Origin of the sequence: Streptomyces sp. Y7, from assembly GCF_043195415.1 — a bacterium.
Classification (GTDB): domain Bacteria; phylum Actinomycetota; class Actinomycetes; order Streptomycetales; family Streptomycetaceae; genus Streptomyces.
Map to the genome: position 1 here is coordinate 1 of NZ_JBIDDQ010000020.1, position 26019 is coordinate 26019.

Consider the following 26019-nt stretch of genomic DNA (forward strand, 5'->3'; position numbering starts at 1 on the left):
TCCCGGGCGCCGGGGACGAACCAGGGGGGCAGGGAGCCGAGTTCACCGGGGATGTCGACGTCGGCGTGGTCGAGGCCGAGGGCGGCGCTCGGGTTGCCGAGGTAGACGTTCGGGGTGAGCCAGACGCGGCACATCCACTCCAGCTGGGCGGTGCGGTCGTACGCCTGGTCCAGCGTCGCGCCGAAGGCGATCGTGCCGTGGTTCTGCAGCAGGCAGGCGGTCCGGCCGCCCAGCGCCTGCAGCATGTTCTCGGCCAACTCCGCGGTGCCATACGTCGCATATGGGGCGACCCGCACCGGACCCCCCAGGGCGGCGGCCATGTAGTGGATCAGCGGAAGCTCCGGCACCAGCGTCGAGACCGCCGTCGCATGGACCGCATGCGTGTGGACGACGGCACCCGCGTCCGTGGCGCGGTAGATCGCCAGATGCATCGGCAGCTCACTGGTCGGCACCAACGCCCCCAGCACCCGGTTCCCCTCCAGGTCGACCCCCGTCACATCCTCCGGCGACAGCCGGTCGTAGGGCACCCCCGACGGCGTGACCAGCACCGTCTCCCCGACCCGCACCGAGACATTGCCCGACGTACCGACGACGAGCCCTTCGGAGACCGTCCGCCGCGCCGTCGCGACAAGGTCCTCCCACGCCTCCGCCTCCTCAGGGCGCACACTCCTGCCCCACGCCTCCCCCACTCCCTGTGCGCCTTCCCGCGCAGCCCGCGCACCCCGCCCGTCCCGCTGATCCCGCCGCTCCTCGACCATGCGGCCGATCCTGCCAGCCACCCCGTCGACACGGCGTCAAGTCGCCGCCGAACCGGCGCACTTTAAGGGGGAACCCCGGCCTCCGGCAGGGCGCACACGGCGATACACCACCCCCGCCCCCGTCTTGGCCTGAGATCGATCGACTTTCAACGATCTTCCAGTAGCCTCTGGGAGATTTGTCGCACACGTCGCCATTCCGGGGGGAAATATGGCCCGTGATCACAAACCGTCCCGTCACCGCTCCCGCCTCATGGCGATATCCGTGGCGGCCCTCACCCTCAGCGGAACCGCCCTCGCCGAGATCCCGGCGGCGGCCGCGAGCAAGCCCAAGGGGCACGACGTCTCTTCCCACCAGAAGAACGTCGACTGGCAGAACTCGAAGGCGAAGGGCGCCAGGTTCGTCTACGTCAAGGCGACCGAGTCCCACACCTACCGCAACCCGTACTTCAGCCAGCAGTACAACGGCTCACGCAGCGCGGGCCTGGTCCGCGGCGCCTACCACTTCGCGCTGCCGAACAAGTCGTCGGGCAGGACGCAGGCCGCGTTCTTCGTCCGCAACGGCGGCGCCTGGCGGTCGGACGGCTGGACTCTGCCGCCCGCCCTGGACATCGAGTACAACCCGTACGGCAGGCAGAAGTGCTACGGGCTGAGCAAGGCGAAGATGGTCAACTGGATCCAGTCCTTCAGCAACGAGGTGAAGCGGCTGACCGGCCGCCGTCCGGTGATCTACACCACGACCCACTGGTGGAACACCTGCACCGGCACCAGCCGCGCCTTCGCCTCGAACCACGCCCTGTGGATAGCCCGCTACAACTCCTCGACGGCCGGTTCGATGCCGGGCGGATGGCAGTTCTGGACCTTCTGGCAGTACGACAACGCCGGCAGCCTGCCGGGTGACCAAAATCTCTTCAACGGGTCCATGACCCAGCTGAGGAAGTTCGCCCGGGGCTACTAGCCCGGCGGCGCCCGGGCCGCGAGGCGACCGGCCGGACCGAGGTTGCCTCATCCGGCCTTCCCGGACACCATGCGGCCCACCCCAGTTCATCTCTCGTTCACCCAGGTTACCTACGTTCATCCAGCCAATGACCTCGAACGATTGCCTGGGTAAATGGAAAACTTCTCGCTGATCCTCGCGATTGTGGTGGTAACCGCACTCGCGTTCGATTTCACGAACGGTTTCCACGACACCGCCAACGCGATGGCCACCACCATCTCGACCGGTGCGCTCAAGCCCAAGGTCGCGGTGGCCATGTCCGCCGTGCTGAACCTTGTCGGCGCCTTCCTCTCCGTGGAGGTCGCCAACACGATCTCCAAAGGTCTCGTCGACGAGACCGGCATCCGCCCCGAGGTCATCTTCGCCGCGTTGGTCGGCGCGATCCTCTGGAACCTGCTCACGTGGCTGGTGGGCCTGCCCAGCAGTTCCTCGCACGCCCTGATGGGCGGTCTGATCGGCGCGACCATCGCCTCCGCCGGCGTCGGCGCCGTCCACGGCGACGCGCTCGTCACCAAGGTGCTGATCCCGGCGATCGCCGCCCCGCTGGTCGCGGGCATCGCCGCGCTGCTGGCCACCCGCCTGACCTACACCCTCGGCAAGAAGGCCGACGGCAAGGCCGCCGCCAAGGGCTACCGCACCGGCCAGATCGCCTCCGCCGGCCTGGTCTCCCTCGCCCACGGCACCAACGACGCGCAGAAGACCATGGGCATCATCACCCTCGCCCTGGTCGCCGGCGGTGCCGTCGCCCCCGACTCCGACCCGCCCATGTGGGTCATCCTCTCCGCGGGCCTGGCCATCGCGCTCGGCACCTACCTCGGCGGCTGGCGCATCATCCGCACCATGGGCAAGGGCCTGACCGACCTTCAGCCGCAGCAGGGCTTCGCCGCCCAGACCAGCGCGGCCACCGTCATCCTGGCCTCCTCCCACCTCGGCTTCTCCCTCTCCACCACGCACTCCGTCTCCGGCTCGGTGATGGGTGCCGGCCTCGGCCGCAAGGGCGGCGTCGTCCGCTGGTCGACGGCCACCCGCATGTTCGTCGCCTGGGGCCTGACCCTGCCGGCCGCCGCCCTGGTCGGCGCGCTCGCCGAGTACGTGACGGGCTTCGGCACCTGGGGCACGGCCGTGGTCGCCGTCTTCCTGGTCGGCTCCAGCGCCGCGATCTGGAAGATCTCCCGCCGCGAGGTCGTCGACCACACGAACGTCAACGCGACCGACGAGGCGCCCGGCGTGGTCACCACCGCCATGGCCGCCGTGACCCCGCCCCCGGCGGGCACGCCGGCCGAGGACCTCACGGCCACGATCCCGGCCCCGTCCTCCGAGCCCGCGCCCTCGCAGGCCACCGTCTGACCCGCCCCGCAACCCGGCTAACAGGAAAGTAGAAGCATGAAGATCGACTGGGCGGCTCTCGGCTCCGTCTTCGGCGTCAGTCTCGTGGTCACCGTGGCCCTGGTGGGCCTGTTCACCCTCGGCGTCGCGGGTCTGTCGCGCCGCGAACGGGCCGTGGCCCAGGGCGACTCGGCCGCGCTCGCGGTCACCGGCGCCTACGCCTGCTTCGCGGCCTGCGCGGCCGCCGTGGCCTACGGGATCTCTCTGATCGTGGCCTGACCCACAGGCCCTTCGTGGCCTGACCCACAGGCCCTTCGTGGCCTGACCCACAGGCCCTTCGTGGCCTGACCCACAGGCCCTTCGTGGCCTGACCCACCACACGCGAAACACCCGAGGTGCGGGACGGACGACCGTCCCGCACCTCGCCGTCGTGTGGGCCTTCGCACACTCTCCCGTCGCAGGTCAACGGCAAGTTGACGCCTCTCGGAACCCCGTGGTGGACTGCCGGGGCCAAGTACGACGGCAGAAGAGGAAGCCGGTGAGAATCCGGCGCGGTCCCGCCACTGTCACCGGGGTAGCAATCCCCGGGAGCCAGGAACTCTCGCCGTCGGTCTCGTCGAACCAGGGCGCGGACACCCTGAGTGAGGACACAACGCGATGCTCGCCTGCCGATCGACACGCAGTACCAGACCCACGTCTGACCTCACGGTCGGCTGACCCCGATGCGAGCCGATCGCGTCTTCGCGTACGGCGCCGCCGCCGGGCTCCTCGGTGATCTGCTGCTCGGCGACCCCCGCCGGGGGCATCCGGTCGCCGCGTTCGGACGGGCCGCGGCCGCCGTGGAACGGGTGTTGTGGCGCGACGACCGCGCACGCGGCGCGGTGCACACCGTCGTGTGCGCCGGTGGCGCCGTGGCGCTGGGTGCCCTCGCCGCCCGCGCCGTCCGTACCTCCCCGGCCGCCTCGCTCGCGCTGACCGGCGCCGCCACCTGGGCCGTCGTCGGAGGCACCTCGCTCGCCCGGGAGGCCCGGGCCATCGGACGTGCCCTGGAGGCAGGGGACGTCGAGGCGGCGCGGGCGCGGCTACCGCACCTGTGCGGGCGGGATCCGCAGGCGCTGGACGCGGACGGGATCGCGCGGGCGGTCGTCGAGTCCGTCGCCGAGAACACCTCCGACGCGGTCGTGGGGGCCCTGGTGTGGGGTGCCGTCGGCGGTGTCCCCGGACTGCTCGGCTTCCGGGCCGTGAACACGCTCGACGCGATGGTCGGGCACAAATCACCCAAGTACCGGCGCTACGGCTGGGCTTCGGCCCGGCTCGACGACCTCGCCGGCTGGCCCGGGGCGCGCCTGACGGCCGTACTCGCCACCGTCGCCGGCGGCGATCCCCGCGGGGCGGTGCGGGCCTGGCGTGCCGACGCCGACGCGCACCCGAGCCCCAACGCCGGTCCTGTGGAGGCGTCGTTCGCGGGAGCCCTCGGGGTACGGCTCGGCGGGACCCTCTCCTACGGCGGCCGGGTCGAGCACCGTCCCGTGCTCAACGGGAACGGACGGGCCGTGGGCACCCACGACGTCGAACGCGCCGTACGGCTGTCCAGGCGCGTCGGTTGGCTGGCGCTCGGCGTGTGTGTCGCCGCGCGCCGTATCACGAAGGGGCGTACCTCATGACGGGCGGTGGCCTTCTTGTCGCCGGCACCACCTCCGACGCCGGCAAGAGCGTCGTCACCGCCGGGATCTGCCGGTGGCTGGTGCGGCAGGGGGTGAAGGTCGCGCCGTTCAAGGCGCAGAACATGTCCCTGAACTCGTTCGTGACGCGCGAGGGCGCCGAGATCGGGCGCGCTCAGGCCATGCAGGCCCAGGCGTGCCGCGTCGAGCCGACCGCGCTGATGAACCCCGTGCTGCTCAAGCCGGGCGGCGAGCAGAGCAGCCAGGTCGTGCTGCTGGGCAGGCCGGTGGGCGAGCTGAGTGCGCGCGGGTACCACGGCGGACGGCAGCAGCAGTTGCTGGGGACGGTGCTGGAGTGCCTCGCCGAGTTGCGGGGCACGTATGACGCGGTGATCTGTGAGGGGGCCGGCTCTCCGGCCGAGATCAATCTGCGGCGGACCGACATCGTCAACATGGGCATCGCCCGCAATGCCGGGCTCCCGGTGCTCGTCGTCGGCGACATCGACCGCGGCGGCGTCTTCGCCTCCTTCTTCGGGACCGTCGCCCTGCTGTCCCGTCAGGACCAGGAGCTGATCGCCGGGTTCCTCGTCAACAAGTTCCGCGGCGACGTCTCGCTCCTCGAACCGGGCCTCGACATGCTGCACGACCTCACCGGGCGGCACACCTACGGCGTCCTGCCCTTCCGGCACGGGCTCGGCATCGACGAGGAGGACGGGCTGCGGGTGTCGCTGCGCGGAGCCGTCCGGGAGTCCCAGGTCTCCTCCCCCGTCGGCGAGGACGTGCTGCGGGTCGCGGTGTGTGCCGTGCCGCTGATGTCCAACTTCACGGACGTCGACGCGCTGGCCGCCGAACCGGGCGTCGTCGTGCGGTTCGTGGACCGCCCGGAGGAGCTGGCCGACGCGGATCTCGTCATCGTCCCCGGGACCCGGGGGACGGTCCGGGCACTGGAGTGGCTGCGGGAGCGGGGGCTCGCGGACGCCCTCGTCCGCAGGGCCGCCGAAGGGCGGCCGATCCTCGGCGTCTGCGGTGGCTTCCAGGTCCTCGGCGAGCACATCGAGGACGACGTCGAGAGCCGGCGCGGCCGGGTCGAGGGGCTCGGCGTCCTGCCCGTCCGGGTGCGGTTCGCCCGGGAGAAGACCCTCACCCGGCCGGTCGGCGAGGCCCTCGGGGAGCGGGTCGAGGGGTACGAGATCCATCACGGGGTCGCCGAGGTGACCGGGGGCGAACCCTTCCTGGACGGCTGCCGGGTCGGTCAGACCTGGGGCACGCACTGGCACGGCTCGCTGGAGTCGGACGGTTTCCGACGGGCGTTCCTGCGCGAGGTGGCGGCCGCCGCGGGCCGCCGGTTCGTGCCGGCGCCGGACACCTCGTTCGCCGCGCTGCGCGAGGAGCAGCTCGACCGGCTCGGCGATCTGATCGAACAGCACGCGGACACGGACGCGCTGTGGCGGCTCATCGAGTCCGGCGCGCCGCAAGGACTGCCTTTCATTCCACCGGGAGCGCCCGCATGAGCACAGTGTTGTTGTTGTCGACCGCCGACACGGATCTGCTGGCGGCCAGGGCCGCCTCCGGTGCCGACTACCGGATCGGCAACCCGACCCGCGTGGACGTCGAGACCGAGCTGCCCGCGCTGCTCGACGGCGCGGACCTCGCCGTCGTGCGGCTGCTGGGCGGCAAGCGGGCCTGGGAGGACGGGCTCGCGAAGCTGAAGGCGTCCGGTGTGCCGACCGTGCTGCTGGGCGGCGAGGCCGTGCCGGACGCGGAGCTGATGGCCGAGTCGTCCGTCCCGGCCGGTGTGGTCGCCGAGGCGCTGAAGTACCTCGTCGAGGGCGGCCCCGCCAACCTCACCGAGCTCGCCCGGTTCCTGTCCGACACCGTGCTGCTGACGGGCGAGGGGTTCGACGAGCCGCAGAAGATGCCGGAGTACGGCGTCCATGGCGACCGTCCGTTCCAGGAGGGCCGTCCGACCGTGGGCGTGCTCTTCTACCGGGCCCATGAACTGAGCGGCAACACCGCGTTCGTGGACACCCTGTGCGACGCGATCGAGGCTCGGGGCGCCAACGCGCTGCCGGTGTACTGCGGTTCGCTGCGCGGCGCGGATCCCGAGCTGTACGAGCTCCTCGGGAAGGCCGACGCCCTCGTCGCCACCGTCCTCGCGGCCGGGGGCACGCATGCCTCGCAGGCGTCGGCGGGCGGTGACGAGGAGGCATGGGACATCGGCAGGCTGGCCGAGCTGAACGTCCCCGTGCTGCAGGGGCTGTGCCTGACGTCGTCGAAGAGCGCCTGGGAGGAGTCCGACGCCGCGCTCTCCCCGATGGACGCGGCGATGCAGGTCGCGATCCCGGAGTTCGACGGCCGGCTGATCACCGTCCCGTTCTCCTTCAAGGAGCAGGGCCCGGACGACGTGCCCGTGTACGTGGCCGACCCCGAGCGGGCCGGACGGGTCGCCGGGATCGCCGTACGGCACGCCCGGTTGCGGCACAAGCCGAACGCCGACAAGAAGCTCGCGCTCGTCTTCACCGCCTACCCGACCAAGCACTCGCGCGTCGGCAACGCGGTCGGCCTGGACACGCCCGCCTCCGCGGTGCGGGTCCTGGACGCGCTCAAGCAGGCCGGGTACGGGGTGACCGAGTACCCGGACAACGGCGACGAGTTGATCCACCGGCTCATCGAGGCGGGCGGACACGACGTCGAGTGGCTGACCGAGGACCAGCTGGCGTCGGCGCCCGCGCGGGTACCGCTCGCCGACTACCGGTCGTGGTTCGACAAGCTCGACCCGGAACTCAAGGACGCGATGACCGAGGCGTGGGGCGAGCCGCCGGGCTCGCTGTACGTCGACGGGGACGACATCGTGCTGGCGTCCCTGCAGTTCGGGAACGTCGTCGTGATGATCCAGCCGCCGCGCGGCTTCGGCGAGAACCCCATCGCGATCTACCACGACCCGGACATGCCGCCGTCGCACCACTACATGGCGGCGTACCGGTGGCTGGAGAACTCGTTCGGCGCCGACGCGGTCGTGCACATGGGCAAGCACGGCACGATGGAGTGGCTGCCGGGCAAGGGCCTCGGGCTGAGCGGCGGCTGCGCCCCGGACGCGGTCCTCGGGGACCTGCCGCTGATCTACCCGTTCATCGTCAACGACCCCGGCGAGGGCACCCAGGCCAAGCGCCGCGGTCACGCCACCGTCGTCGACCACCTCGTGCCGCCGATGGCCCGCGCGGACACCTACGGCGACCTGGCCAAGCTGGAGCAGCTGCTCGACGAGTACGCGCTCGTCTCGGACCTGGACCCGACGAAGGCGCCTGCCGTGCGGGCCCAGATCTGGACGCTGGTCAAGGCGGCCGAGCTCCACCACGACCTGCATGTCGACGAGCAGCCGGGCGACGACGACTTCGACGAGTTCGTCATGCACATCGACGGCTATCTGTGCGAGATCAAGGACGTGCAGATCCGTGACGGCCTGCACATCCTGGGCGGCGGCCCGGTCGGCGAGCCGCGCGTGAACCTGGTCCTCGCGGTGCTGCGTGCCTCGCAGGTGTGGGGCGGGCAGGCGAACGCCCTGCCGGGGCTGCGGGCTTCGCTGGCCGAGCACTTCGGCCTGGTGGAGAAGGAGCTGCTCGCCGAGCCGGGTGCTCCGGTGAAGGTTCCGGTCGAGCTGAGCGACCTGGTCGAGGGCCCCTCCCGTACGGCCGCCGACGCGATCGACCTGCTGGAGCAGCTGTGCCGGCGGGTCGCGGAGGGGATGGAATCCAACGGCTGGACGGTGTCCGAGGCCCCCGTCCTGGTGCGTGACGTCCTCGGCACCGAACTCCCCGAGGCCGTGGCCGTGCTGGAGTTCGCCTGCAACGAGGTCGTTCCGCGGCTCGCCCGGACCACCGACGAGATCGGCCACATCCTCAAGGCGCTCGACGGCGGTTACGTCCCGGCGGGTCCGTCCGGTTCGCCGACGCGCGGTCTGGTCAATGTGCTGCCGACGGGCCGGAACTTCTACTCCGTCGACCCCAAGGCCATTCCGTCCAGGCTGAGCTGGGAGGTCGGGCAGTCGCTCGCCGACTCGCTGGTGCAGCGCTACCTGCAGGACACGGGCGAGTACCCGAAGTCCGTCGGCCTGACGGTGTGGGGCACCTCGGCCATGCGCACCCAGGGCGACGACATCGCCGAGATCCTGGCGCTGCTGGGCTGCCGTCCGGTGTGGGACGACGCCTCGCGCCGCGTGACCGGGTTCGAGATCATCGGTCTGGAGGAGCTCGGGCGGCCGCGCATCGACGTCACCGTCCGTATCTCCGGCTTCTTCCGGGACGCGTTCCCGCACGTCGTCGGTCTGATCGACGACGCCGTCCGCAAGGTCGCCGAGCTGGACGAGCCCGCCGACCGCAACTTCGTGAAGGCGCACGCCGACGAGGACACCGCCGAGCACGGCGACCGGCGCAGGGCCACGGCCCGTATCTTCGGCTCCAAGCCGGGCGCGTACGGGGCCGGTCTGCTGCCGCTGATCGACGCCCGCAACTGGCGCTCGGACGCCGACCTGGCCGAGGTGTACGCCGTCTGGGGCGGCTACGCCTACGGGCGCGGGCTCGACGGGCGGGCGGCGCGCGGCGACATGGAGACCGCGTTCAAGCGGATCAACGTCGCCGCGAAGAACGTCGACACCCGCGAGCACGACCTCGTGGACGCCGACGACTACTTCCAGTACCACGGCGGCATGGTCGCCATGGTGCGGCACCTGACGGGCGCCAACCCCGAGGCGTACGTGGGCGACAGCGCCACTCCCGACCAGGTGAAGACGCGGACGCTCGGCGAGGAGACCCACCGTGTCTTCCGGGCCCGCGTGGTCAACCCGCGCTGGATGGCGGCCATGCGGCGGCACGGCTACAAGGGCGCCTTCGAGATGGCGGCGACCGTGGACTACCTGTTCGGCTACGACGCCACCGCGGGCGTGGTCGACGACTGGATGTACGAGAAGCTCAGCGCGGAGTACGTCTTCGACGCCGAGAACCGTGACTTCATGAAGAAGTCCAACCCGTGGGCGCTGCGCGGCATCACCGAGCGGCTCCTGGAGGCCGCGGACCGCGGGCTGTGGGCCGAGCCGGACGCCGACACGCTGGAGCGGCTGCGCGCCACGTACCTGGAGCTGGAAGGCGACTTGGAGGGCGACGAGAAGTGACCACCCCCTTCCCCTTTACGGCCGTTGTCGGCCAGGACGACCTGCGGCTCGCGCTGCTGCTGAACGCCGTGTCGCCGGCGGTCGGCGGTGTGCTGGTGCGCGGCGAGAAGGGCACCGCCAAGTCGACGGCCGTACGCGCACTGTCGGCGCTGATGCCCGAGGTCCCCGTCGTCCCCGGCTGCCGCTTCTCCTGCGACCCGGGCGCCCCCGACCCGGCGTGCCCGGACGGGCCGCACGACGAGGCGGGCGCGGGCACGCGACGGCCCGCCCGCATGGTCGAACTGCCCGTCGGCGCCTCCGAGGACCGGCTCGTCGGCGCCCTGGACATCGAGCGCGCGCTCGCCGAGGGCGTCAAGGCGTTCGAACCGGGCCTCCTCGCCGACGCCCACCGCGGCATCCTGTACGTCGACGAGGTCAACCTCCTCCACGACCACCTGGTCGACCTGCTGCTCGACGCGGCGGCGATGGGCGCGTCGTACGTCGAACGCGAGGGCGTCTCGGTCCGGCACGCCGCGCGTTTCCTCCTCGTCGGGACCATGAACCCCGAGGAGGGCGAGCTGCGGCCGCAGTTGCTCGACCGGTTCGGGCTGACCGTCGAGGTCGCCGCCTCGCGCGAGCCCGACCAGCGGGTGGAGGTCGTGCGGCGGCGTCTCGCGTACGACGACGACCCGGGTGCCTTCGCGGCCCGGTGGGCCGATGAGGAGCGTGCCGTACGTCGACGCATCGTCGCCGCACGGGAGTTGCTGCCGTCGGTGCGGCTGGGGGACGGGGCGCTGCGGCAGATCGCGGCGACCTGTGCCGCGTTCGAGGTGGACGGCATGCGGGCCGACATCGTGATGGCGCGTACGGCCACCGCGCTGGCCGCGTGGGCCGGGCGGACCGATGTGCTCGCCGAGGACGTCCGGCAGGCGGCGCTGCTGGCGCTGCCGCACCGCAGGCGCCGCAACCCCTTCGACGCGCCGGGACTCGACGAGGACAAGCTCGACGAGACGCTGGAGGAGTTCTCCGGTGACGGTGGGGGCGACGAGGATCCCGACCCCGACGGGCCCGGTGGGGGTGGCGGGCAGCCGCCGCCGTCCGACGACGGACCCCGGGGCGGTGACACGGCCGCGCGTCCCGAGGCCGGTGAGGACGGCGAGCCGCAGGGCTCGGGGGCCGGGGAGCAGACTCCCGCACGGGCCTCCGAACCCTTTCGTACGAAGGCGCTGAGCGTGCCGGGTGTCGGTGAGGGCGGTGCCGCCGGGCGGCGTTCGCGGGCGCGGACCGAGCACGGGCGGACCACGGGGGCCCGACGGCCCCGGGGGACGCTGACGAAGCTGCACCTGGCGGCCACCGTGCAGGCGGCGGCGCCGCATCAGCGGGCCCGGGGACGGTCGGGGCGCGGCCTCGTGGTGCGCCGGGACGATCTGCGGCAGGCCGTGCGCGAGGGGCGCGAGGGGAATCTCGTGCTGTTCGTGGTGGACGCCTCCGGGTCGATGGCCGCGCGGCAGCGGATGGGCGCGGTGAAGGGCGCCGTGCTGTCGCTGCTGCTGGACGCGTATCAGCGGCGGGACAAGGTGGGCCTGGTGACGTTCCGGGGGTCGGCCGCCGATGTGGCGCTGCCGCCGACCTCGTCCGTGGACGCGGCCGCGGCCCGGCTGGAGTCGCTCCCGACCGGCGGGCGTACGCCGCTCGCGGCGGGGCTGCTGAGGGCGCACGAGGTGCTGCGGGTCGAGCGGCTGCGGGACCCGGCGCGGCGGGCGCTGGTGGTCCTGGTGACCGACGGCCGGGCCACGGGCGGCCCGGAGCCGGTGGCGCTCGCGGGGCGCGCGGCCCGGCTGTTCGCGGCCGACCAGGTCGCCTCCGTCGTCGTGGACTGCGAGTCGGGGCCGGTGCGGCTGGGGCTCGCGGGGCAGCTCGCGGGTGAGCTGGGCGGTACGGCGGTGACGCTGGACGAGTTGCGGGCGGACTCGATCGCCGGGCTGGTCAGGGATGTTCAGGGTGGGACGAAGAGGAGGGCCGCGTAATGCCGCAGGGGCAGCCGAGTGTGGTGCCGGAGGACGGTCTGACGACGCGTCAGCGGCGTAATCGGCCGCTGGTGGTCGTGCACACCGGCATCGGGAAGGGCAAGTCGACCGCGGCGTTCGGGCTCGCCCTGCGCGCCTGGAACCAGGGGTGGCCCATCGGGGTGTTCCAGTTCGTCAAGTCCGCGAAGTGGAAGGTCGGCGAGGAGAACGCCCTGCGGGTGCTCGGCGCCTCCGGCGAGGGCGGCACCGTCGACTGGCACAAGATGGGCGAGGGCTGGTCCTGGGTCCAGCGGGACATCCAGGGTGACAACTCGACCAACGAGGAGAAGGCCCGGGAGGGCTGGGAGCAGGTCAAGCGGGACCTGGCCGCCGAGACGTACAAGCTGTACGTGCTGGACGAGTTCGCGTACCCGATGCACTGGGGCTGGATCGACACCGACGAGGTCGTCGACGTGCTGCGCGACCGGCCGGGGACCCAGCATGTCGTGATCACCGGGCGGAACGCGCCGGAGAAGCTGGTCGGGTTCGCCGATCTGGTGACCGACATGTCGAAGGTCAAGCACCCGATGGACGCGGGCCAGAAGGGCCAGAGAGGCATCGAGTGGTGATGCCTTCCGTCCCTCGGCTGGTCATCGCCGCGCCGTCCTCCGGCAGCGGCAAGACCACCGTCGCCACGGGGTTGATGGCCGCGTTCGCCGCGCGGGGGCTCGCCGTGTCCCCGCACAAGGTCGGACCGGACTACATCGACCCCGGGTACCACATGCTCGCGAGCGGGCGGGTGGGGCGGAATCTCGACGCGTACCTGTGCGGGCCGGAGCTGGTCGGGCCGTTGTTCCTGCACGGGGCGCGCGGGTGTGACATCGCCGTCGTCGAGGGTGTGATGGGGCTGTACGACGGGGCCGCCGGGGAGGGTGAGCTGGCGTCCACGGCCCATGTGGCGAAGCTGCTGCGGGCGCCGGTCGTGCTCGTCGTGGACGCCTCGTCGCAGTCGCGGTCCGTGGCGGCGCTGGTGCACGGGTTCGCCTCCTGGGATCCGCAGGTGCGGGTCGGGGGCGTGATCCTGAACAAGGTCGCGTCGGACCGGCACGAGGAACTGCTGCGGGAGGCCCTGGACTCGGCCGGGGTGCCGGTGCTGGGGGTGCTGCGGCGGGCCGCGCAGGTGGACACGCCGTCGCGGCATCTGGGGTTGGTGCCGGTCGCCGAGCGGCGGGCGGAGGCGGTGGACGCGGTGGCGGCGATGGGGGCGCAGGTCTCCGACGGGTGCGACATCGAGGCGTTGCTGGAGCTGGCGCGGAGTGCGGGTGCGTTGGCGTGTGCGGCTTGGGATGCCGCTGAGGTCCTGGCTTCCTCGCCCCCGCCGCCCCTTCCCGTCCCGACCCCGGGGGCCGCGCCCCCGGACCCCCGCTTTCGGCCCGAAGGGCCTCGTCCTCAGACGCCGGACGGGCTGGGTGGTACGCGGGACGGGCTGGGTGGTACGCGGGACGGGCTGGGTGATGGGCAGCGGCGTGTGCGCGTCGCCGTTGCCGGTGGCTCCGCCTTCACCTTCTCCTATGCCGAGCAGGCCGAGTTGCTCACCGCCGCCGGCGCCGAGGTCGTGGCCTTCGATCCTCTTCGGGACGAGCAACTGCCCGATGGGACGGCCGGGTTGGTCATCGGGGGCGGCTTTCCCGAGGTGTACGCGGCGGAGCTGTCCGCCAACGAGCCGCTGCGCAAGGCGGTCGCCGCGCTCGCGCAGAGCGGCGCTCCGGTGGCCGCCGAGTGCGCGGGGCTGCTGTATCTGTGCCGTGAGCTGGACGGGCTGCCCATGTGCGGGGTGCTCGACGCGAGCGCGCGGATGAGCGAGCGGCTCACGCTCGGGTACCGGGACGCCGTGGCCGTCGGCGACAGCTCGCTCGCGGTCGCGGGGACGCGGATGCGGGCGCACGAGTTTCATCGGACGGTCGTCGAGCCCGGCTCGGGGGCGGCGCCCGCCTGGGGGGTCAGGTCTCCTCGGCGCCGGGTCGAGGGTTTCGTACAGCAGGGCGTGCACGCGAGTTATCTGCACACGCACTGGGCCGCGCGGCCCGGTGTCGCCCGTCGGTTCGTGGAGAGGTGCCGGACGTCATGAGCAGCAGGTTGATCGGAGTCGGGGTCGGTCCCGGTGATCCGGAGCTGGTGACCGTGAAGGGCGTCAACGCGCTGCGTGCCGCCGATGTCGTCGTCGTACCCGTCATGGACAGCGGGGAGCGGGGGCGGGCCGAGGCGACCGTGCTGCACTACGTGCCCGAGGAGAAGGTCGTACGGGTCGTGTTCGCGCTGAACGAGCGCACCGACCGGGCGCGGCGCGAAGCCGCCTGGGACGCGGCGGGCGAGCGGGTCGCCGGGCTGCTGAAGGAGCACCGGTCCGTCGCCTTCGCGACCATCGGCGACCCCAACGTGTACTCGACGTTCACGTATCTCGCCCAGACCATCGCCGAGCTGGTGCCCGGCACCGTCGTGGAGACCGTGCCCGGCATCACCGCCATGCAGGACCTCGCGGCGCGTTCCGGCGCGGTCCTCACGGAGGGGACGGAGCCGCTGACGCTGGTGCCCGTCACCGCCGGATCGGCGGTGCTGAAGGACGCGCTCGCCGGGCCCGGCACCGTCGTCGCCTACAAGTTCGGGCGGCAGGCGGCCGAGGTCGCCGAGGTGCTGCGGGAGACCGGGCGGCTCGACGACGCGGTGTGGGGGTCGGCGCTGGGTCTCGCGGAGCAGTCGATCCGGCCGGCCGCCGACCTCGACGACTCCCCGCTGCCCTATCTCTCGACCCTCATCGCGCCCGCCCGGCGCGACGGCGGCCGGGGCGGCAAGCTCTGACACCGCTCCCCGCACGCACCACCCCCCGCAACCCCCGTACCTGTAGGAGAGGACCGATCCCCATGGCCGATGCCCCCGCCGGCAAAGTGACCTTCGTCGGTGCCGGCCCCGGCGCCGCCGACCTGCTGACGTTCCGTGCCGCGCGCGCGATCGCCGAGGCCGACATCGTGATCTGGGCGGCCAGCCTGGTCCAGGCGGAAGTTCTCCAGCACGCGCGCGAGGGCGCCGAGATCCTCGACTCGGCGACCATGTCCCTGGAGGACGTGGTCGGCGTGTACGAGCGGGCGTGGGCCGAGAACCTCAAGGTCGCCCGGATCCACTCGGGCGACCCGGCGCTGTGGGGCGGCACGCAGGAGCAGCTCGACCGGTGTGCCTCGATCGGCATCGCCACCGAGATCGTGCCGGGCGTCTCCGCCTTCTCCGCCGTCGCCGCGCTCGCCCAGCGGGAGCTGACGATCCCGGAGGTCGCCCAGTCCGTGGTGCTCACCCGGCTCGGCGGCGGCAAGACGCCGATGCCGCCCGGCGAGGAGGTGCGGGAGTTCGCCAAGCACGGCACGACGATGGCGATCTTCCTGTCGGCCGCCCGCAGCGGGCAGCTCGTGCGGGAGCTGCTGGAGGGCGGCTATCCGACGTCCACGCCGGTCGTCGTCGCCTACCAGGCGACCTGGCCGGAGGAGCTGGTGGTGCGGTGCACGATCGGGACGCTGGAGGAGACGGTCAAGGAGCACAAGCTCTGGAAGCACACGCTGTTCCTGGTCGGCCCGGCCCTGGACGCCCACGGCACGCGCTCGCACCTGTACCACCCCGGTCACTTCCACGGGTACCGCAAGGCGGACCCCGAGGCGCGCAAGGCCCTGCGCGAGCGGGGAGCCGGCACGTGATCATCGTCGTCGGCACGGGGACGGGCGAGCCGCTGCCCGCCGGCGTCGTCGCGGGGGCCGAACTGGTCGTCGGCGGGCGGCGGCATCTGGACGCCGCCGGTCTGCCCGACGACGTGGAGCGGATCGTGCTCGGGGCGCTGGCCCCGGCGCTCGACACCGTCGCGGAGTACGTCGAGAAGGACCGGCGCGTGGTCGTGCTGGCCTCCGGCGACCCGGGGTTCTTCGGGATCGTGCGGGCGCTGGCGGAGCGGTTCGGCGCGGAGCGGCTGCGGGTGCTGCCGGGGGTGTCCTCCGTCGCCGCCGCGTTCGCCCGGATCGGGCTGCCCTGGGACGACGCGGTCGTCGTCAGCGCGCACGGGCGGGAGCTGCGCACGGCCGTGAACGTCTGCCGGGCGCGTCCGAAGGTGGCCGTGCTGACCGGTCCGGGTTCCGGGCCGGCCGAACTGGGCGCCGCGCTCGCCCGCAGGGCCGACGCCCGCGTGCTGGTCGTCGCCTCGGCGCTGGGTTCCGAGGACGAGCGCGTGGAGCGGGTGACGCCTGTCGAGGCGGCCGCCCGTGACTGGGGCACGTCGGTGAGTGTGGTGCTGTGCCTGGACCCGACGCGTGCGCTGGGCGGTGTGCGTACGGTCGCCGGGGCGGGCGCCGGGCCGACCGGGTGGGCGCTGGACGAGGACGGGTTCGCGCACCGCGACTCGATGATCACCAAGTTCGAGGTGAGGGCGCTCGCGCTGGCCCGCCTCGGGCCGCGGCTCGGCGAACTCGTGTGGGACGTCGGTGCGGGCTCCGGGTCGGTGGCGGTGGAGTGCGCGCGGCTCGGCGCGGCCGTCACCGCGGTCGAGAAGACCCGGGACGGGGTCGAGCGCATCCGCGCCAACGCCGTCGCGCACGGCGTCGACGTCCATGTCGTGCACGGGGCGGCGCCCACCGTCCTGTCCGTCCTGGACGATCCGGACGCCGTGTTCATCGGCGGCGGAGGGCGTGACCTGCCGGCCATCGTCACCGCGTGCGCGCGGCGCGCCCGGCGTGCCGTCGTCGTCGCGATGGCGGCGCTGGACCGGGTGCCGGCCGCCCGCGAGGCGCTGGCCGGTGCCGGGTTCGACTGCGACGGGGTGCTGCTGCACTCCTCGCGGCTCGCGCCGCTGCCGGGTGATGTGACGCGGCTCGCGTCGACGAACCCGGTGTTCCTGTTGTGGGGTGTCAGAAAGCCCCTGGACCGTGAGGGAGTTGCTCAGTGATCGGCCTCATTTCCGCCACCGCGGCGGGGGCGGCGGCGCGGGACCGGCTGGCCGCGGCGTGGCCGGACCGGGTGCGCGTGTACGACGGGCCCGTCGGGGACGCCGTGCGGCGGGCGTTCGCGGAGTGCGAGCAGCTCGTGTGTTTCCTGGCGACCGGCGCGGTCGTCCGGCTGGTCGCCCCGCTGCTGGGCGACAAGGCCACCGACCCGGGTGTGGTGTGCGTCGACGAGGGCGGGCGGTTCGCCGTGTCGCTGGTCGGCGGGCACGGCGGCGGCGCCAATGAACTCGCCTGCGAGGTCGGCGAGTTGCTGGGCGCCGAGCCGGTCGTGACGACGGCGACCGATGCCGTGGGGGTGCCCGGTCTGGACACCCTCGGGCTGCCGTCCGAGGGCGATGTCGCCGGGGTCTCGCGGGCGCTGCTCGACGGGGAGCCGGTGGCCCTGCGGGCCGAGGTGGCCTGGCCGCTGCCGCCGTTGCGGGCCGGCGCCGAGGGCGCGTACACGATCCGTGTGACGGACCGGCTGGTGGAGCCCGTCGAGCGCGAGGTCGTGCTGCGTCCGCCGTCGCTCGTCGTCGGCGTCGGCGCGTCCAGGGGCGCGCCGGCCGACGAGGTGCTCGGGCTGGTGGAGAGCGCGCTGCGGGACGCCGGCCTCTCCCGCGCGTCCCTGGCCGAGCTCGCCACCGTCGATGCCAAGGCCGCCGAGCCGGGGATCGTCGAGGCCGCCGAGCGCCTCGGGGTCCCCCTGGTCACCCACTCCGCCGACGAACTGGCCGCGGTGGAGGTCCCCAACCCCTCCGAAGCGCCGCTGGCCGCCGTGGGCACCCCCTCGGTCGCCGAGGCGGCCGCGCTCGTGGCCGGCGGTGAACTCCTCGTACCGAAGCGGAAGTCCGAACGTGCCGACGGGCGCCCGGCGATGGCGACCTGTGCCGTCGTACGCCGGCCCGGGCGCGGACGGCTCGCGGTCGTCGGGCTCGGGCCCGGTGCCCGTGATCTGCTGACCCCGCGTGCGAAGGCGGAGTTGCGGCGGGCGTCGGTGCTGGTCGGGCTCGACCAGTACGTCGACCAGATCCGCGATCTGCTGCGCCCCGGCACCCGGATCCTGGAGTCGGGGCTCGGCGCCGAGGAGGAACGGGCCCGCACGGCGGTCGAGGAGGCCCGCGAGGGGCGGGCCGTCGCGCTGATCGGCAGCGGGGACGCGGGCGTGTACGCCATGGCCTCCCCCGCGCTCGCGGAGGCGTCCGACGACATCGACGTGATCGGCGTACCGGGGGTGACGGCCGCGCTCGCCGCCGCCGCGATCCTCGGCGCCCCGCTGGGCCACGACCATGTGTCGATCAGCCTGTCCGACCTGCACACGCCGTGGGAGGTCATCGAGCGGCGGGTGCGGGCGGCGGCCGAGGCGGACATCGTGGTCACCTTCTACAACCCCCGCTCCCGGGGCCGTGACTGGCAGCTGCCCAAGGCCCTCGCGATCCTCGCCGAGCACCGGAAGCCGACGACGCCGGTCGGTGTCGTACGGAACGCGTCGCGGCCGGACGAGTCCAGTCGGGTCACGACACTGGGCGCCCTCGACCCGGCGACGGTCGACATGATGACGGTCGTGACCGTGGGCAACACGGCGACCCGGGACATCGCGGGGCGCATGGTGACGCCGCGCGGCTACCGCTGGCAGGCATCACGGGAGGGAGCGCAGTGAACCGCGTCGTCCATCCGATCGAGGAGGAGTCCTACCGGCGGCTGCGCGCCCGCCTGGACACCTCGCACTTCCCGCCGCTGACCCGGGCGGTGGTGGAGCGGGTCATCCACTCCGCCGCCGACCTCGACTACGCGACCGATCTCGTCATGGACGAGGGCGACTTGGAGAAGGCGCACGCGGCACTGCACGCCGGGGCGCCGGTGGTCACCGACGTCGAGATGGTGGCCGCCGGGATCACCCGCCGGGAGACGGTCTGCCGGCTCCGGGACGCCGTGGCCGGTCCGGGGCTGACCCGTTCGGCGCACGCGATCCGGCTCGCGTTCGAGCAGGTCGGTCCCGGGGCGCTCTGGGTGATCGGCAACGCGCCGACCGCCCTGGAGGAGCTGCTGGCCCTCGGTGTCTCCCCCGCGCTCGTCATCGGCCTGCCGGTCGGCTTCGTCGGCGCGGTCGAGTCCAAGGCCGCGTTGCGCGAGAGCGGACTGCCCGCCGTGAGCAACGTGTCCGAGAAGGGCGGCTCGGCCGTGGCCTCCGCCGCGCTCAACGCCCTGCTGTACCACCCCGTTTCGCACTCCGAGGAGAAATCGTGACCACCCCGCCGCCCGCCCTGCTCATCGCCGGTCATGGCACCCGGGACGACGCCGGAGCCGAGGCGTTCCGCGACTTCGTCCGGGAGCTGGGCCGCCGCCACCCCGAACTGCCCGTCGCGGGCGGCTTCATCGAGCTGTCCCCGCCGCCGCTGGGCGAGGCCGTCACCGAACTGGTCGAGCGGGGTGTGCGGCGGTTCGCCGCGGTACCGCTGATGCTGGTGTCGGCCGGGCACGCCAAGGGCGACATCCCGGCCGCGCTGTCCCGCGAGAAGGAGCGCCACCCCGGGATCTCCTACACCTACGGCCGCCCGCTGGGCCCGCACCCGTCGCTGCTGTCGGTGCTGGAGCGACGGCTGGACGAGGCCCTCGGCGCCGAGGGCGGCCGCACGCCCGGCGACCGGGCCGACGTCACCGTACTGCTGGTGGGACGCGGCTCGACCGACCCGGACGCCAACGCCGAGGTGCACAAGGCGGCGCGGCTGCTGTGGGAGGGACGCGGTTACGCGGGCGTGGAGACGGCGTTCGTGTCGCTGGCGGCGCCGGACGTGCCGAGCGGACTCGACCGGTGCGTGCGGCTCGGCGCGCGGAAGATCGTCGTGCTGCCCTACTTCCTGTTCACCGGCATCCTGCCGGACCGGGTGCGCCACCAGACGGAGGGCTGGGCGGCCGCCCACCCGGAGATCGACGTGCGCTCGGCGGACGTCATCGGCCCGGAGCCGGAGCTGCTCGACCTGGTGATGGAGCGCTACGAGGAGGCGGTGAAGGGCGACCTGCGGATGAACTGCGACTCGTGCGTCTACCGCATCGCGCTGCCCGGCTTCGAGGACAAGGTCGGCATGCCGCAGCAGCCGCACTTCCACCCGGACGACGACGACCACCACCACGGGCACGGTCATCACCACCACGGCGCCCACACCCATGCCCACTGAGGCGCACGACCTGCGTCATCACGGCGACGCCGAGGTCCGCGACGACGGCTCGGCGCTCGTCGACCTCGCCGTGAACGTCCGCGCGGACACGCCGCCCGCGTGGCTGCGTGAGCGCGTCGCGGGGTCGCTGGGCTCGCTCGCGGCCTACCCGGACGGGCGGGCCGCGCGGGCGGCGGTGGCGGCGCGGCACGGGCTGCCGACGGAGCGGGTGCTGCTGACCGCCGGGGCGGCGGAGGCGTTCGTGCTGCTGGCCCGTGCCCTGAAGGTGCGCCGGCCGGTCGTCGTGCATCCGCAGTTCACGGAGCCGGAGGCGGCGCTGCGGGATGCCGGGCACACCGTCGACCGGGTGCTGCTGCGGGCGGAGGACGGGTTCCGGCTGGATCCGGCGGCCGTCCCCGAGGACGCCGACCTGGTCGTGATCGGCAACCCGACCAACCCGACGTCGGTCCTGCATCCGGCCGCGACCGTCGCCGAACTCGCCCGTCCCGGGCGGACGTTGGTGGTGGACGAGGCGTTCATGGACGCGGTGCCGGGCGAGCGGGAGGCGCTCGCCGGGCGCAGGGACGTACCGGGTCTGGTGGTGCTGCGCAGCCTGACCAAGACCTGGGGCCTGGCCGGGCTGCGGATCGGCTACGTCCTGGCCGCCCCGGAGACGGTCGCCGACCTGGAACGCGCCCAGCCCCTGTGGCCGGTGTCCACACCGGCGCTGGCCGCCGCCGAGGCCTGTGTGTCGTCGCGGGCGCTGGCGGAGGCGGCCCACGCGGCCCACCGCATCGCCGCCGACCGGGCCCATCTCGTCACGGGCCTGGCCGGGTTCGCACCCGTGGGACTGCGGGTCGTCGAACCGGCCGAGGGGCCCTTCGTCCTCGTACGGCTGCCGGGAGCGGCCGCGGTGCGCCGGCGCCTGCGCGACCTCGGGTACGCGGTCCGGCGCGGGGACACCTTCCCCGGGCTCGACGAGGAGTGGCTGCGGCTGGCCGTGCGGGACCGGGGGACGGTCAGCGGGTTCCTGCGGGCGCTGGAGCGTGCGCTGACGTCGACGGCGCGCTGAGCCGGCGCGCCGTCCACTTCCCCGCCGCTCGCGGTCAGTTGCGGCCGCGTCGGGCGAAGGCCACCGCGCCGCCGCCCGCGAGGAGCAGAGCCACCGCGCCGCCCGCGATGTACGGCGTCATGGAGTTGCCGCCGGTCTCGGCGAGGCCCTCGTCGGCGGGCTCGCCCTGGGGCTTCACGTCCCCGGCCGGTTCCGTGCTCGGCTCGGCCTGCTGCTCGGGCTCGGCCGGGGTCTCGCAGGTCGCCTTCGCCAGGGTCAGGGTGCCCTCGACCTCGGCGACGTTCAGCTTCAGCGGGTTGACGGAGACCTTGAGTTCGAGCGCGGTCGCGGCTGCGGTGCGCGTGGTCTGCTCCGTCCTGGAGTAGTCGAGCCGCACCTCGCCGACGCCGGGCACCTCGACGTTCGTGGTGCCGCCGGCGGTCAGCGTGACCTCCTTGCCCAGCACGGTGACGTCGCCGAGCAGGTTGGAGGAGGCGGTCGGCTCCTTGCCGGCCTCGCAGGTCGCCTTGGAGGTGACCTGGCCGACCTCGATGAGCGACAGCAGCGGCAGACCGGGGACGTGGACCTTGGCGTGGGCGAGGTTGGCGTACCCCTCGGCCCTGCCGTCCTCGACGGTCGCCCTGGACTGGGCGACCTCGGCGTTCAGGACGCTGAAGGGCCGGCCGCCGTCGACGCCGTTCAACTCGGCCGTCAGGGTGGCCTTCTCGGCGCTCCGCGGCGCCTGGACCTCGTTCAGGGAGACCGCGAGCGGGACGTTCACGGTCTTGTTGAGCAGGGAGACGTCGAGCCCCGTACGGAGCACGACGGCGCTCGCGCGACCCTCGTCGCCGGTCGCGTGCGCGGGGCCCGCGACGCCCATGACCACGGGGGCCGCGGTCAGGGCGGTGGCCGTCGCGACAGTGGCGAGACGGCGTGCGGGCAGGCGGAAGTTCTTGCCGTTCAAGGTGGGGACCCCCAGAGGAGACTTGCTCGGGACCCGGCAAGAATTGCGCACTGAGAGTGAACAGTCAGCATTCCGGCGCTACTTCACTCCAACGTGACTTTCCCGTGAACCTTTTCGAATTCCCGGGCACGGATGTTCCTCGAAGTCGCCGCCGTACCCCCTCCTGTGCGAGCGCGCGTGTGGCGGCATCGGCGCACGCCAGGGAGGCTGCGCAACAACGCGGGCCGACGCTTGTCACGCTGAGTGAACGGGTGGCTAGCCGACGACCCGTCCGTTGAGCACGATCCGCCGGGGTGCCGCAAGGACGCGGACGTCCGCGCGGGGGTCGCTCTCGTACACCACGAGGTCCGCGGCCGCGCCCTCCTCAAGGCCCGGCCGGCCGAGCCAGGCCCGAGCCCCCCAGGTCGTCGCGGCGAGGGCCTCCACCGCGGGGATACCGGCGGTGACCAGCTCCGCCACCTCGGCCGCCACGAGCCCGTGCGGCAGGGTGCCGCCGGCGTCGGTGCCGACGAAGACGGGGATCCCGGCGTCGTGGGCGGCGCGGACCGTGTCGTAGCGGCGGTCGTACAGCCGGCGCATGTGGTCGGACCAGCGCGGGTACTTGGACTGACCGCCGTCGGCCAGGTTCGGGAAGGTCGCGATGTTGACCAGGGTGGGGACGATGGCCACCCCACGCTCGGCGAACAGCGGGATCAGGTCGTCCGTCAGGCCCGTCGCGTGCTCGATGCAGTTGATGCCCGCCTCGACCAGGTCCCTCAGGGAGCTCTCGGCGAAGCAGTGCGCGGTGACCCGGGCACCCAGCCGGTGGGCCTCAGCGATGCCCGCCTCGACCGCGTCGCGCGGCCAGGTGGGCGCGAGGTCACCGAGGTCGCGGTCGATCCAGTCGCCGACCAGCTTGACCCAGCCGTCGCCGCGCCGGGCCTCCTGGGCGACGTAGGCGACCAGGTCCTCCGGCTCGATCTCGTGGGCGTAGCCGCGGATGTAGCGGCGGGTGCGGGCGATGTGCCGGCCCGCCCTGATGATCTTCGGCAGGTCGTCGCGGTCGTCGACCCAGCGGGTGTCGGAGGGTGAGCCGGCGTCGCGGATCAGCAGGGTGCCGGCCTCGCGGTCGGTCAGCGCCTGCTTCTCGGCGACGTCGTCCTCGACCGGGCCGTGCGCGCCGAGGCCGACGTGGCAGTGCGCGTCGACGAGGCCGGGCAGGGTCCAGCCCTCGACGGTCCGGATGTCGCGGGCGCCGACGGGACGGTCGTAGGAGATCCGGCCGTCGACGACCCACAGCTCGTCCCGGACGTCGTCCGCACCGACGAGGACCCGGCCCTTCACGTGCAGCACCGCGCGTTCGCTCATGCCCTGCACCTTAGTGAGCGGCTACTCGCCCTTGCCCACCTGGTCGGAGGTCTCCTCCTCGACGTCGGCCATCGCGGGGTCCAGCAGCCGGGACAGGAAGTGGCGGGTCCGCTCGTGCGTCGGGTTGCCGATGACCTGGGCCGGGGCGCCGTCCTCGACGACCACTCCGCCGTCCATGAAGACGACCCGGTCGGCGACCTCGCGCGCGAAGGTCATCTCGTGCGTGACGACCATCATGGTCATGCCCTCGTTCGCGAGCATGCGCATGACCGCCAGGACGTCCCCCACCAGCTCGGGGTCGAGCGCGGAGGTCGGCTCGTCGAAGAGCATCACCTGCGGCCCCATGGCGAGGGCGCGGGCGATGGCGACACGCTGCTGCTGGCCGCCGGAGAGGGACGCCGGGTACGCGGTCGCCTTCTCGGACAGGCCGACCCGCTCCAGGTTCTCGGCGGCGACCTTGGCCGCGGCGGCCTTGTCGCGGCCGAGGACCCGGCGCTGCGGCAGCGTGAGGTTCTCGGTCACCGTGAGGTGCGGGAACAGGTTGAACTGCTGGAAGACCATGCCGATACGCCGGCGTACGGCGTCGATGTCGACGTCGGGGTCGGTGAGCTCGGTGCCGCCGACGAAGACCTGGCCCTTGGTGGGCTCCTCCAGCAGGTTGACGCACCGCAGCAGCGTCGACTTGCCCGAGCCGGACGGGCCGATGACGCACACGACCTCGCCCGGGCGGATCTCCAGGTCGATGCCGCGCAGCACCTCGTTGTCGCCGAAGGACTTGTGCAGGCCGCGGACCTCGATCTCCGGGCCGGCCACGGTGGGGCTCTCGCTCATTTCACGGCCTCCTGGGCCTTCGCCTCCATACGGCGTACGACGAAGCCGAGCGGGATCGTCACCAGCAGATAGCACAGGCCGGCGACCAGGATCGGCGTGGAGTTGGCGGTCTGGCTGGCCAGGTCACGGCCGAACTTGGACAGCTCGCGCTCCTCCAGCGTGACACCGAGGAACAGCACCAGCGAGGAGTCCTTGAAGAGCAGGACGAGTTCGTTGGTGAGCGGCGGCAGGATGATCCGGAACGCCTGCGGGATGATGATCGAGATCATGGCCCGGGCCGGCGAGAAGCCGAGCGAACGCGCCGCCTCCATCTGGCCCTTGGGCACCGCCTGGATGCCGGCGCGGATCGTCTCCGCCATGTACGCGGCGGCGACCAGGCCGAGGGCCAGGGCCACCTTGCCGTAGGTGCCGCCCGGGATCTCCGTGCCCGGGAAGGCCAGCGGTACGGCCACGCCGATGAAGATGAAGATCAGCAGGGCGGGCAGACCGCGGAAGATCTCGATGTAGATGCCGGCGAGCCAGCGGTACGGGCCGACGGACGACAGCCGCATCAGCGCGATCACCATGCCGAGGACCAGTCCGACGACGAAGCCGGACACGGTGTACAGCACGGTGTTCTTCAGCGCCAGGGTGATGACGTCCGGGAACATCTCCCGGGCGATCGACCCTTGCGCGAACTGGTTCTTCAGCCGGCCCCAGTCGGCCGCGACCGCGAAGGCGATCACGGCCGCGACGAAGACGACGTACTGGACGCCGCGCGACAGGCTGCGCTTCTGGCGCCGGGTCAGGCCCTTCTTCTTCGGCTGGAGTGGTACCTCTGCGCCGCTCATCGGGGTCAGGCGGCGGGCGACGGAGAGGCGGCGGACTCGTCGTACGGGCCGATCCACTGCTCGTACAGCTTCTTGTACGTGCCGTCGGCCTTCGCGTCCTTGATCGCCTTGTTGATGGCCTCGCGGAGCTTGTCGTTGCCCTTCTTCACCGTGACGCCGTACTGCTCACCGGTGTTGACCTGCTCGGCGACCTCGAAGGCGGCCGCGTTGGCCTTGTCCTTCAGCCAGCCCTGGACGACCGGGTAGTCGATGACGACGGCCTCGACCTGGCCGGTGCGCAGGCCGTTGAGGACGGCGTCGGAGGACTCGAAGGAGACCGGGTCCAGGCCCTTGCTCTTGGCGTAGTCCTCGCCGGTGGTCTGCGCCTGGGCGCCGACCTTCTTGCCCTTGAGGTCCGCGAAGGAGGAGATGCCGCTCTTCTTGTCGACCAGGACGGCCTGGGTGGCCTCGAAGTACGGGTCGGAGAAGTCGACGTTCTTCTTGCGCTCGTCGGTGATGGTCATGCCGGCGGCGGCGAGGTCGCACTCCCCGGAGTTGAGGAAGGCGCCGGTCTTGAAGTTCTCGAAGGGCGTGTCGAGGATCTCCTGCTTCACGCCCAGGTCCTTGGCGACCAGGTCGATGAGGGCGACGTCGAAGCCCTGCACCTTGCCGTCGATCTCCGACTGGAAGGGCGGGTACGGCAGGTGGGTGCAGGTGGTGAGCTGGCCCGCCTTGACGAGCTCGACACCGCCGGCCGCGGTCTTCGTGCCGCTGCCGCCGTCGCCGTCGGAGGAGCAGCCGGCCACGAGCACCAGCCCGGCCGTCGCGGTGGTGGCGGCCAGAATGCGGGTCCGGCGCCCGAGGGTCGTCTTCACGGGGGGCCTCCTGTGAGGGAACTTTGGGTTCCGATTATAAGGAAAGGTTTGGGCTCCTCAAACCAAACCGATGGCTCTGTGGCCGTTCGA

22 protein-coding genes and 1 riboswitch are annotated in these 26019 nt (G+C 72.7%); of the genes, 16 read left to right on the top strand and 6 right to left on the bottom strand.

Annotated elements, in window-relative coordinates; genetic code table 11:
* Window positions 1-758: class II aldolase/adducin family protein (locus tag ACGFW6_RS33515; RefSeq protein ID WP_393518456.1), on the bottom strand; the 758-nt coding region annotated here is incomplete at its 3' end.
* 208 nt (window positions 759-966) lie between these two features.
* On the opposite strand from ACGFW6_RS33515, the gene ACGFW6_RS33520 reads away from it, so the two are divergent.
* The 16 genes from ACGFW6_RS33520 (at window position 967) to cobC (ending at window position 21124) form a co-directional block, all read left to right on the top strand.
* Window positions 967-1713: a lysozyme gene (locus ACGFW6_RS33520; protein WP_393518459.1), complete on the top strand. Its 747-nt coding sequence runs from the start codon at window positions 967-969 to the stop codon at window positions 1711-1713.
* Between the two features lie 153 nt (window positions 1714-1866).
* Window positions 1867-3099, top strand: a complete 1233-nt coding sequence (locus tag ACGFW6_RS33525) for an anion permease (RefSeq protein ID WP_393518462.1) — start codon at window positions 1867-1869, stop codon at window positions 3097-3099.
* 36 nt (window positions 3100-3135) lie between these two features.
* Complete coding sequence (locus ACGFW6_RS33530) at window positions 3136-3357, top strand: hypothetical protein (RefSeq protein ID WP_393518465.1); 222 nt, start codon at window positions 3136-3138, stop codon at window positions 3355-3357.
* Between the two features lie 200 nt (window positions 3358-3557).
* A riboswitch (cobalamin riboswitch) is annotated at window positions 3558-3700 on the top strand.
* Window positions 3701-3800: 100 nt separating this feature from the next.
* Window positions 3801-4742, top strand: coding sequence for a cobalamin biosynthesis protein (locus ACGFW6_RS33535; protein WP_393518467.1), 942 nt, complete (start codon window positions 3801-3803; stop codon window positions 4740-4742).
* Window positions 4739-6250 (top strand): cobyric acid synthase, encoded by a 1512-nt coding sequence (locus tag ACGFW6_RS33540; RefSeq protein ID WP_393518470.1) that lies wholly within the window; start codon window positions 4739-4741, stop codon window positions 6248-6250. Before ACGFW6_RS33535 ends, ACGFW6_RS33540 begins: the two co-directional genes overlap by 4 nt.
* Entirely contained in the window at window positions 6247-9903 is a 3657-nt protein-coding gene (gene cobN / locus ACGFW6_RS33545) for a cobaltochelatase subunit CobN (RefSeq protein WP_393518473.1), read from the top strand. Before ACGFW6_RS33540 ends, cobN begins: the two co-directional genes overlap by 4 nt.
* Window positions 9900-11909, top strand: a complete 2010-nt coding sequence (locus ACGFW6_RS33550; RefSeq protein WP_393518476.1) for a putative cobaltochelatase — start codon at window positions 9900-9902, stop codon at window positions 11907-11909. Before cobN ends, ACGFW6_RS33550 begins: the two co-directional genes overlap by 4 nt.
* Entirely contained in the window at window positions 11909-12517 is a 609-nt protein-coding gene (cobO, locus tag ACGFW6_RS33555) for a cob(I)yrinic acid a,c-diamide adenosyltransferase (RefSeq protein WP_393518479.1), read from the top strand. Before ACGFW6_RS33550 ends, cobO begins: the two co-directional genes overlap by 1 nt.
* Window positions 12517-14016, top strand: coding sequence for a cobyrinate a,c-diamide synthase (locus ACGFW6_RS33560; RefSeq protein ID WP_393518482.1), 1500 nt, complete (start codon window positions 12517-12519; stop codon window positions 14014-14016). Before cobO ends, ACGFW6_RS33560 begins: the two co-directional genes overlap by 1 nt.
* Window positions 14013-14744, top strand: coding sequence for a precorrin-2 C(20)-methyltransferase (gene cobI, locus ACGFW6_RS33565; protein WP_393518485.1), 732 nt, complete (start codon window positions 14013-14015; stop codon window positions 14742-14744). Before ACGFW6_RS33560 ends, cobI begins: the two co-directional genes overlap by 4 nt.
* A 62-nt stretch (window positions 14745-14806) precedes the next feature.
* A complete protein-coding gene (gene cobM, locus ACGFW6_RS33570; protein WP_393518488.1) occupies window positions 14807-15625 on the top strand; it encodes a precorrin-4 C(11)-methyltransferase in 819 nt (272 codons plus the stop codon).
* The gene (gene cbiE, locus ACGFW6_RS33575; protein ID WP_393518490.1) at window positions 15622-16860 is read left to right on the top strand and encodes a precorrin-6y C5,15-methyltransferase (decarboxylating) subunit CbiE; all 1239 of its coding nucleotides are present in this window, start codon (window positions 15622-15624) and stop codon (window positions 16858-16860) included. Before cobM ends, cbiE begins: the two co-directional genes overlap by 4 nt.
* A complete protein-coding gene (gene cobJ, locus ACGFW6_RS33580; RefSeq protein ID WP_393518493.1) occupies window positions 16857-18557 on the top strand; it encodes a precorrin-3B C(17)-methyltransferase in 1701 nt (566 codons plus the stop codon). Before cbiE ends, cobJ begins: the two co-directional genes overlap by 4 nt.
* On the top strand, window positions 18554-19144 hold the full coding sequence (locus tag ACGFW6_RS33585) for a precorrin-8X methylmutase (RefSeq protein ID WP_393518496.1): 591 nt from the start codon (window positions 18554-18556) through the stop codon (window positions 19142-19144). The genes cobJ and ACGFW6_RS33585 overlap by 4 nt, the downstream gene beginning before the upstream one ends.
* Entirely contained in the window at window positions 19141-20073 is a 933-nt protein-coding gene (locus tag ACGFW6_RS33590) for a sirohydrochlorin chelatase (RefSeq protein ID WP_393518499.1), read from the top strand. The genes ACGFW6_RS33585 and ACGFW6_RS33590 overlap by 4 nt, the downstream gene beginning before the upstream one ends.
* Entirely contained in the window at window positions 20063-21124 is a 1062-nt protein-coding gene (gene cobC / locus ACGFW6_RS33595) for an Rv2231c family pyridoxal phosphate-dependent protein CobC (protein WP_393518502.1), read from the top strand. The genes ACGFW6_RS33590 and cobC overlap by 11 nt, the downstream gene beginning before the upstream one ends.
* A gap of 34 nt (window positions 21125-21158) precedes the next feature.
* Here cobC and ACGFW6_RS33600 read toward each other — a convergent pair whose 3' ends face one another.
* The 5 genes from ACGFW6_RS33600 to ACGFW6_RS33620 form a co-directional block, all read right to left on the bottom strand.
* Complete coding sequence (locus ACGFW6_RS33600; RefSeq protein WP_393518505.1) at window positions 21159-22067, bottom strand: SCO1860 family LAETG-anchored protein; 909 nt, start codon at window positions 22065-22067, stop codon at window positions 21159-21161.
* A gap of 255 nt (window positions 22068-22322) precedes the next feature.
* The gene (locus tag ACGFW6_RS33605) at window positions 22323-23414 is read right to left on the bottom strand and encodes an amidohydrolase family protein (RefSeq protein ID WP_393518508.1); all 1092 of its coding nucleotides are present in this window, start codon (window positions 23412-23414) and stop codon (window positions 22323-22325) included.
* 21 nt (window positions 23415-23435) lie between these two features.
* Window positions 23436-24245 (bottom strand): amino acid ABC transporter ATP-binding protein, encoded by an 810-nt coding sequence (locus tag ACGFW6_RS33610; protein WP_393518511.1) that lies wholly within the window; start codon window positions 24243-24245, stop codon window positions 23436-23438.
* Window positions 24242-25075, bottom strand: coding sequence for an amino acid ABC transporter permease (locus ACGFW6_RS33615; protein WP_381576351.1), 834 nt, complete (start codon window positions 25073-25075; stop codon window positions 24242-24244). The genes ACGFW6_RS33610 and ACGFW6_RS33615 overlap by 4 nt, the downstream gene beginning before the upstream one ends.
* A gap of 5 nt (window positions 25076-25080) precedes the next feature.
* A complete protein-coding gene (locus tag ACGFW6_RS33620; protein WP_393518514.1) occupies window positions 25081-25929 on the bottom strand; it encodes an ABC transporter substrate-binding protein in 849 nt (282 codons plus the stop codon).
* Window positions 25930-26019: the final 90 nt, after the last annotated feature.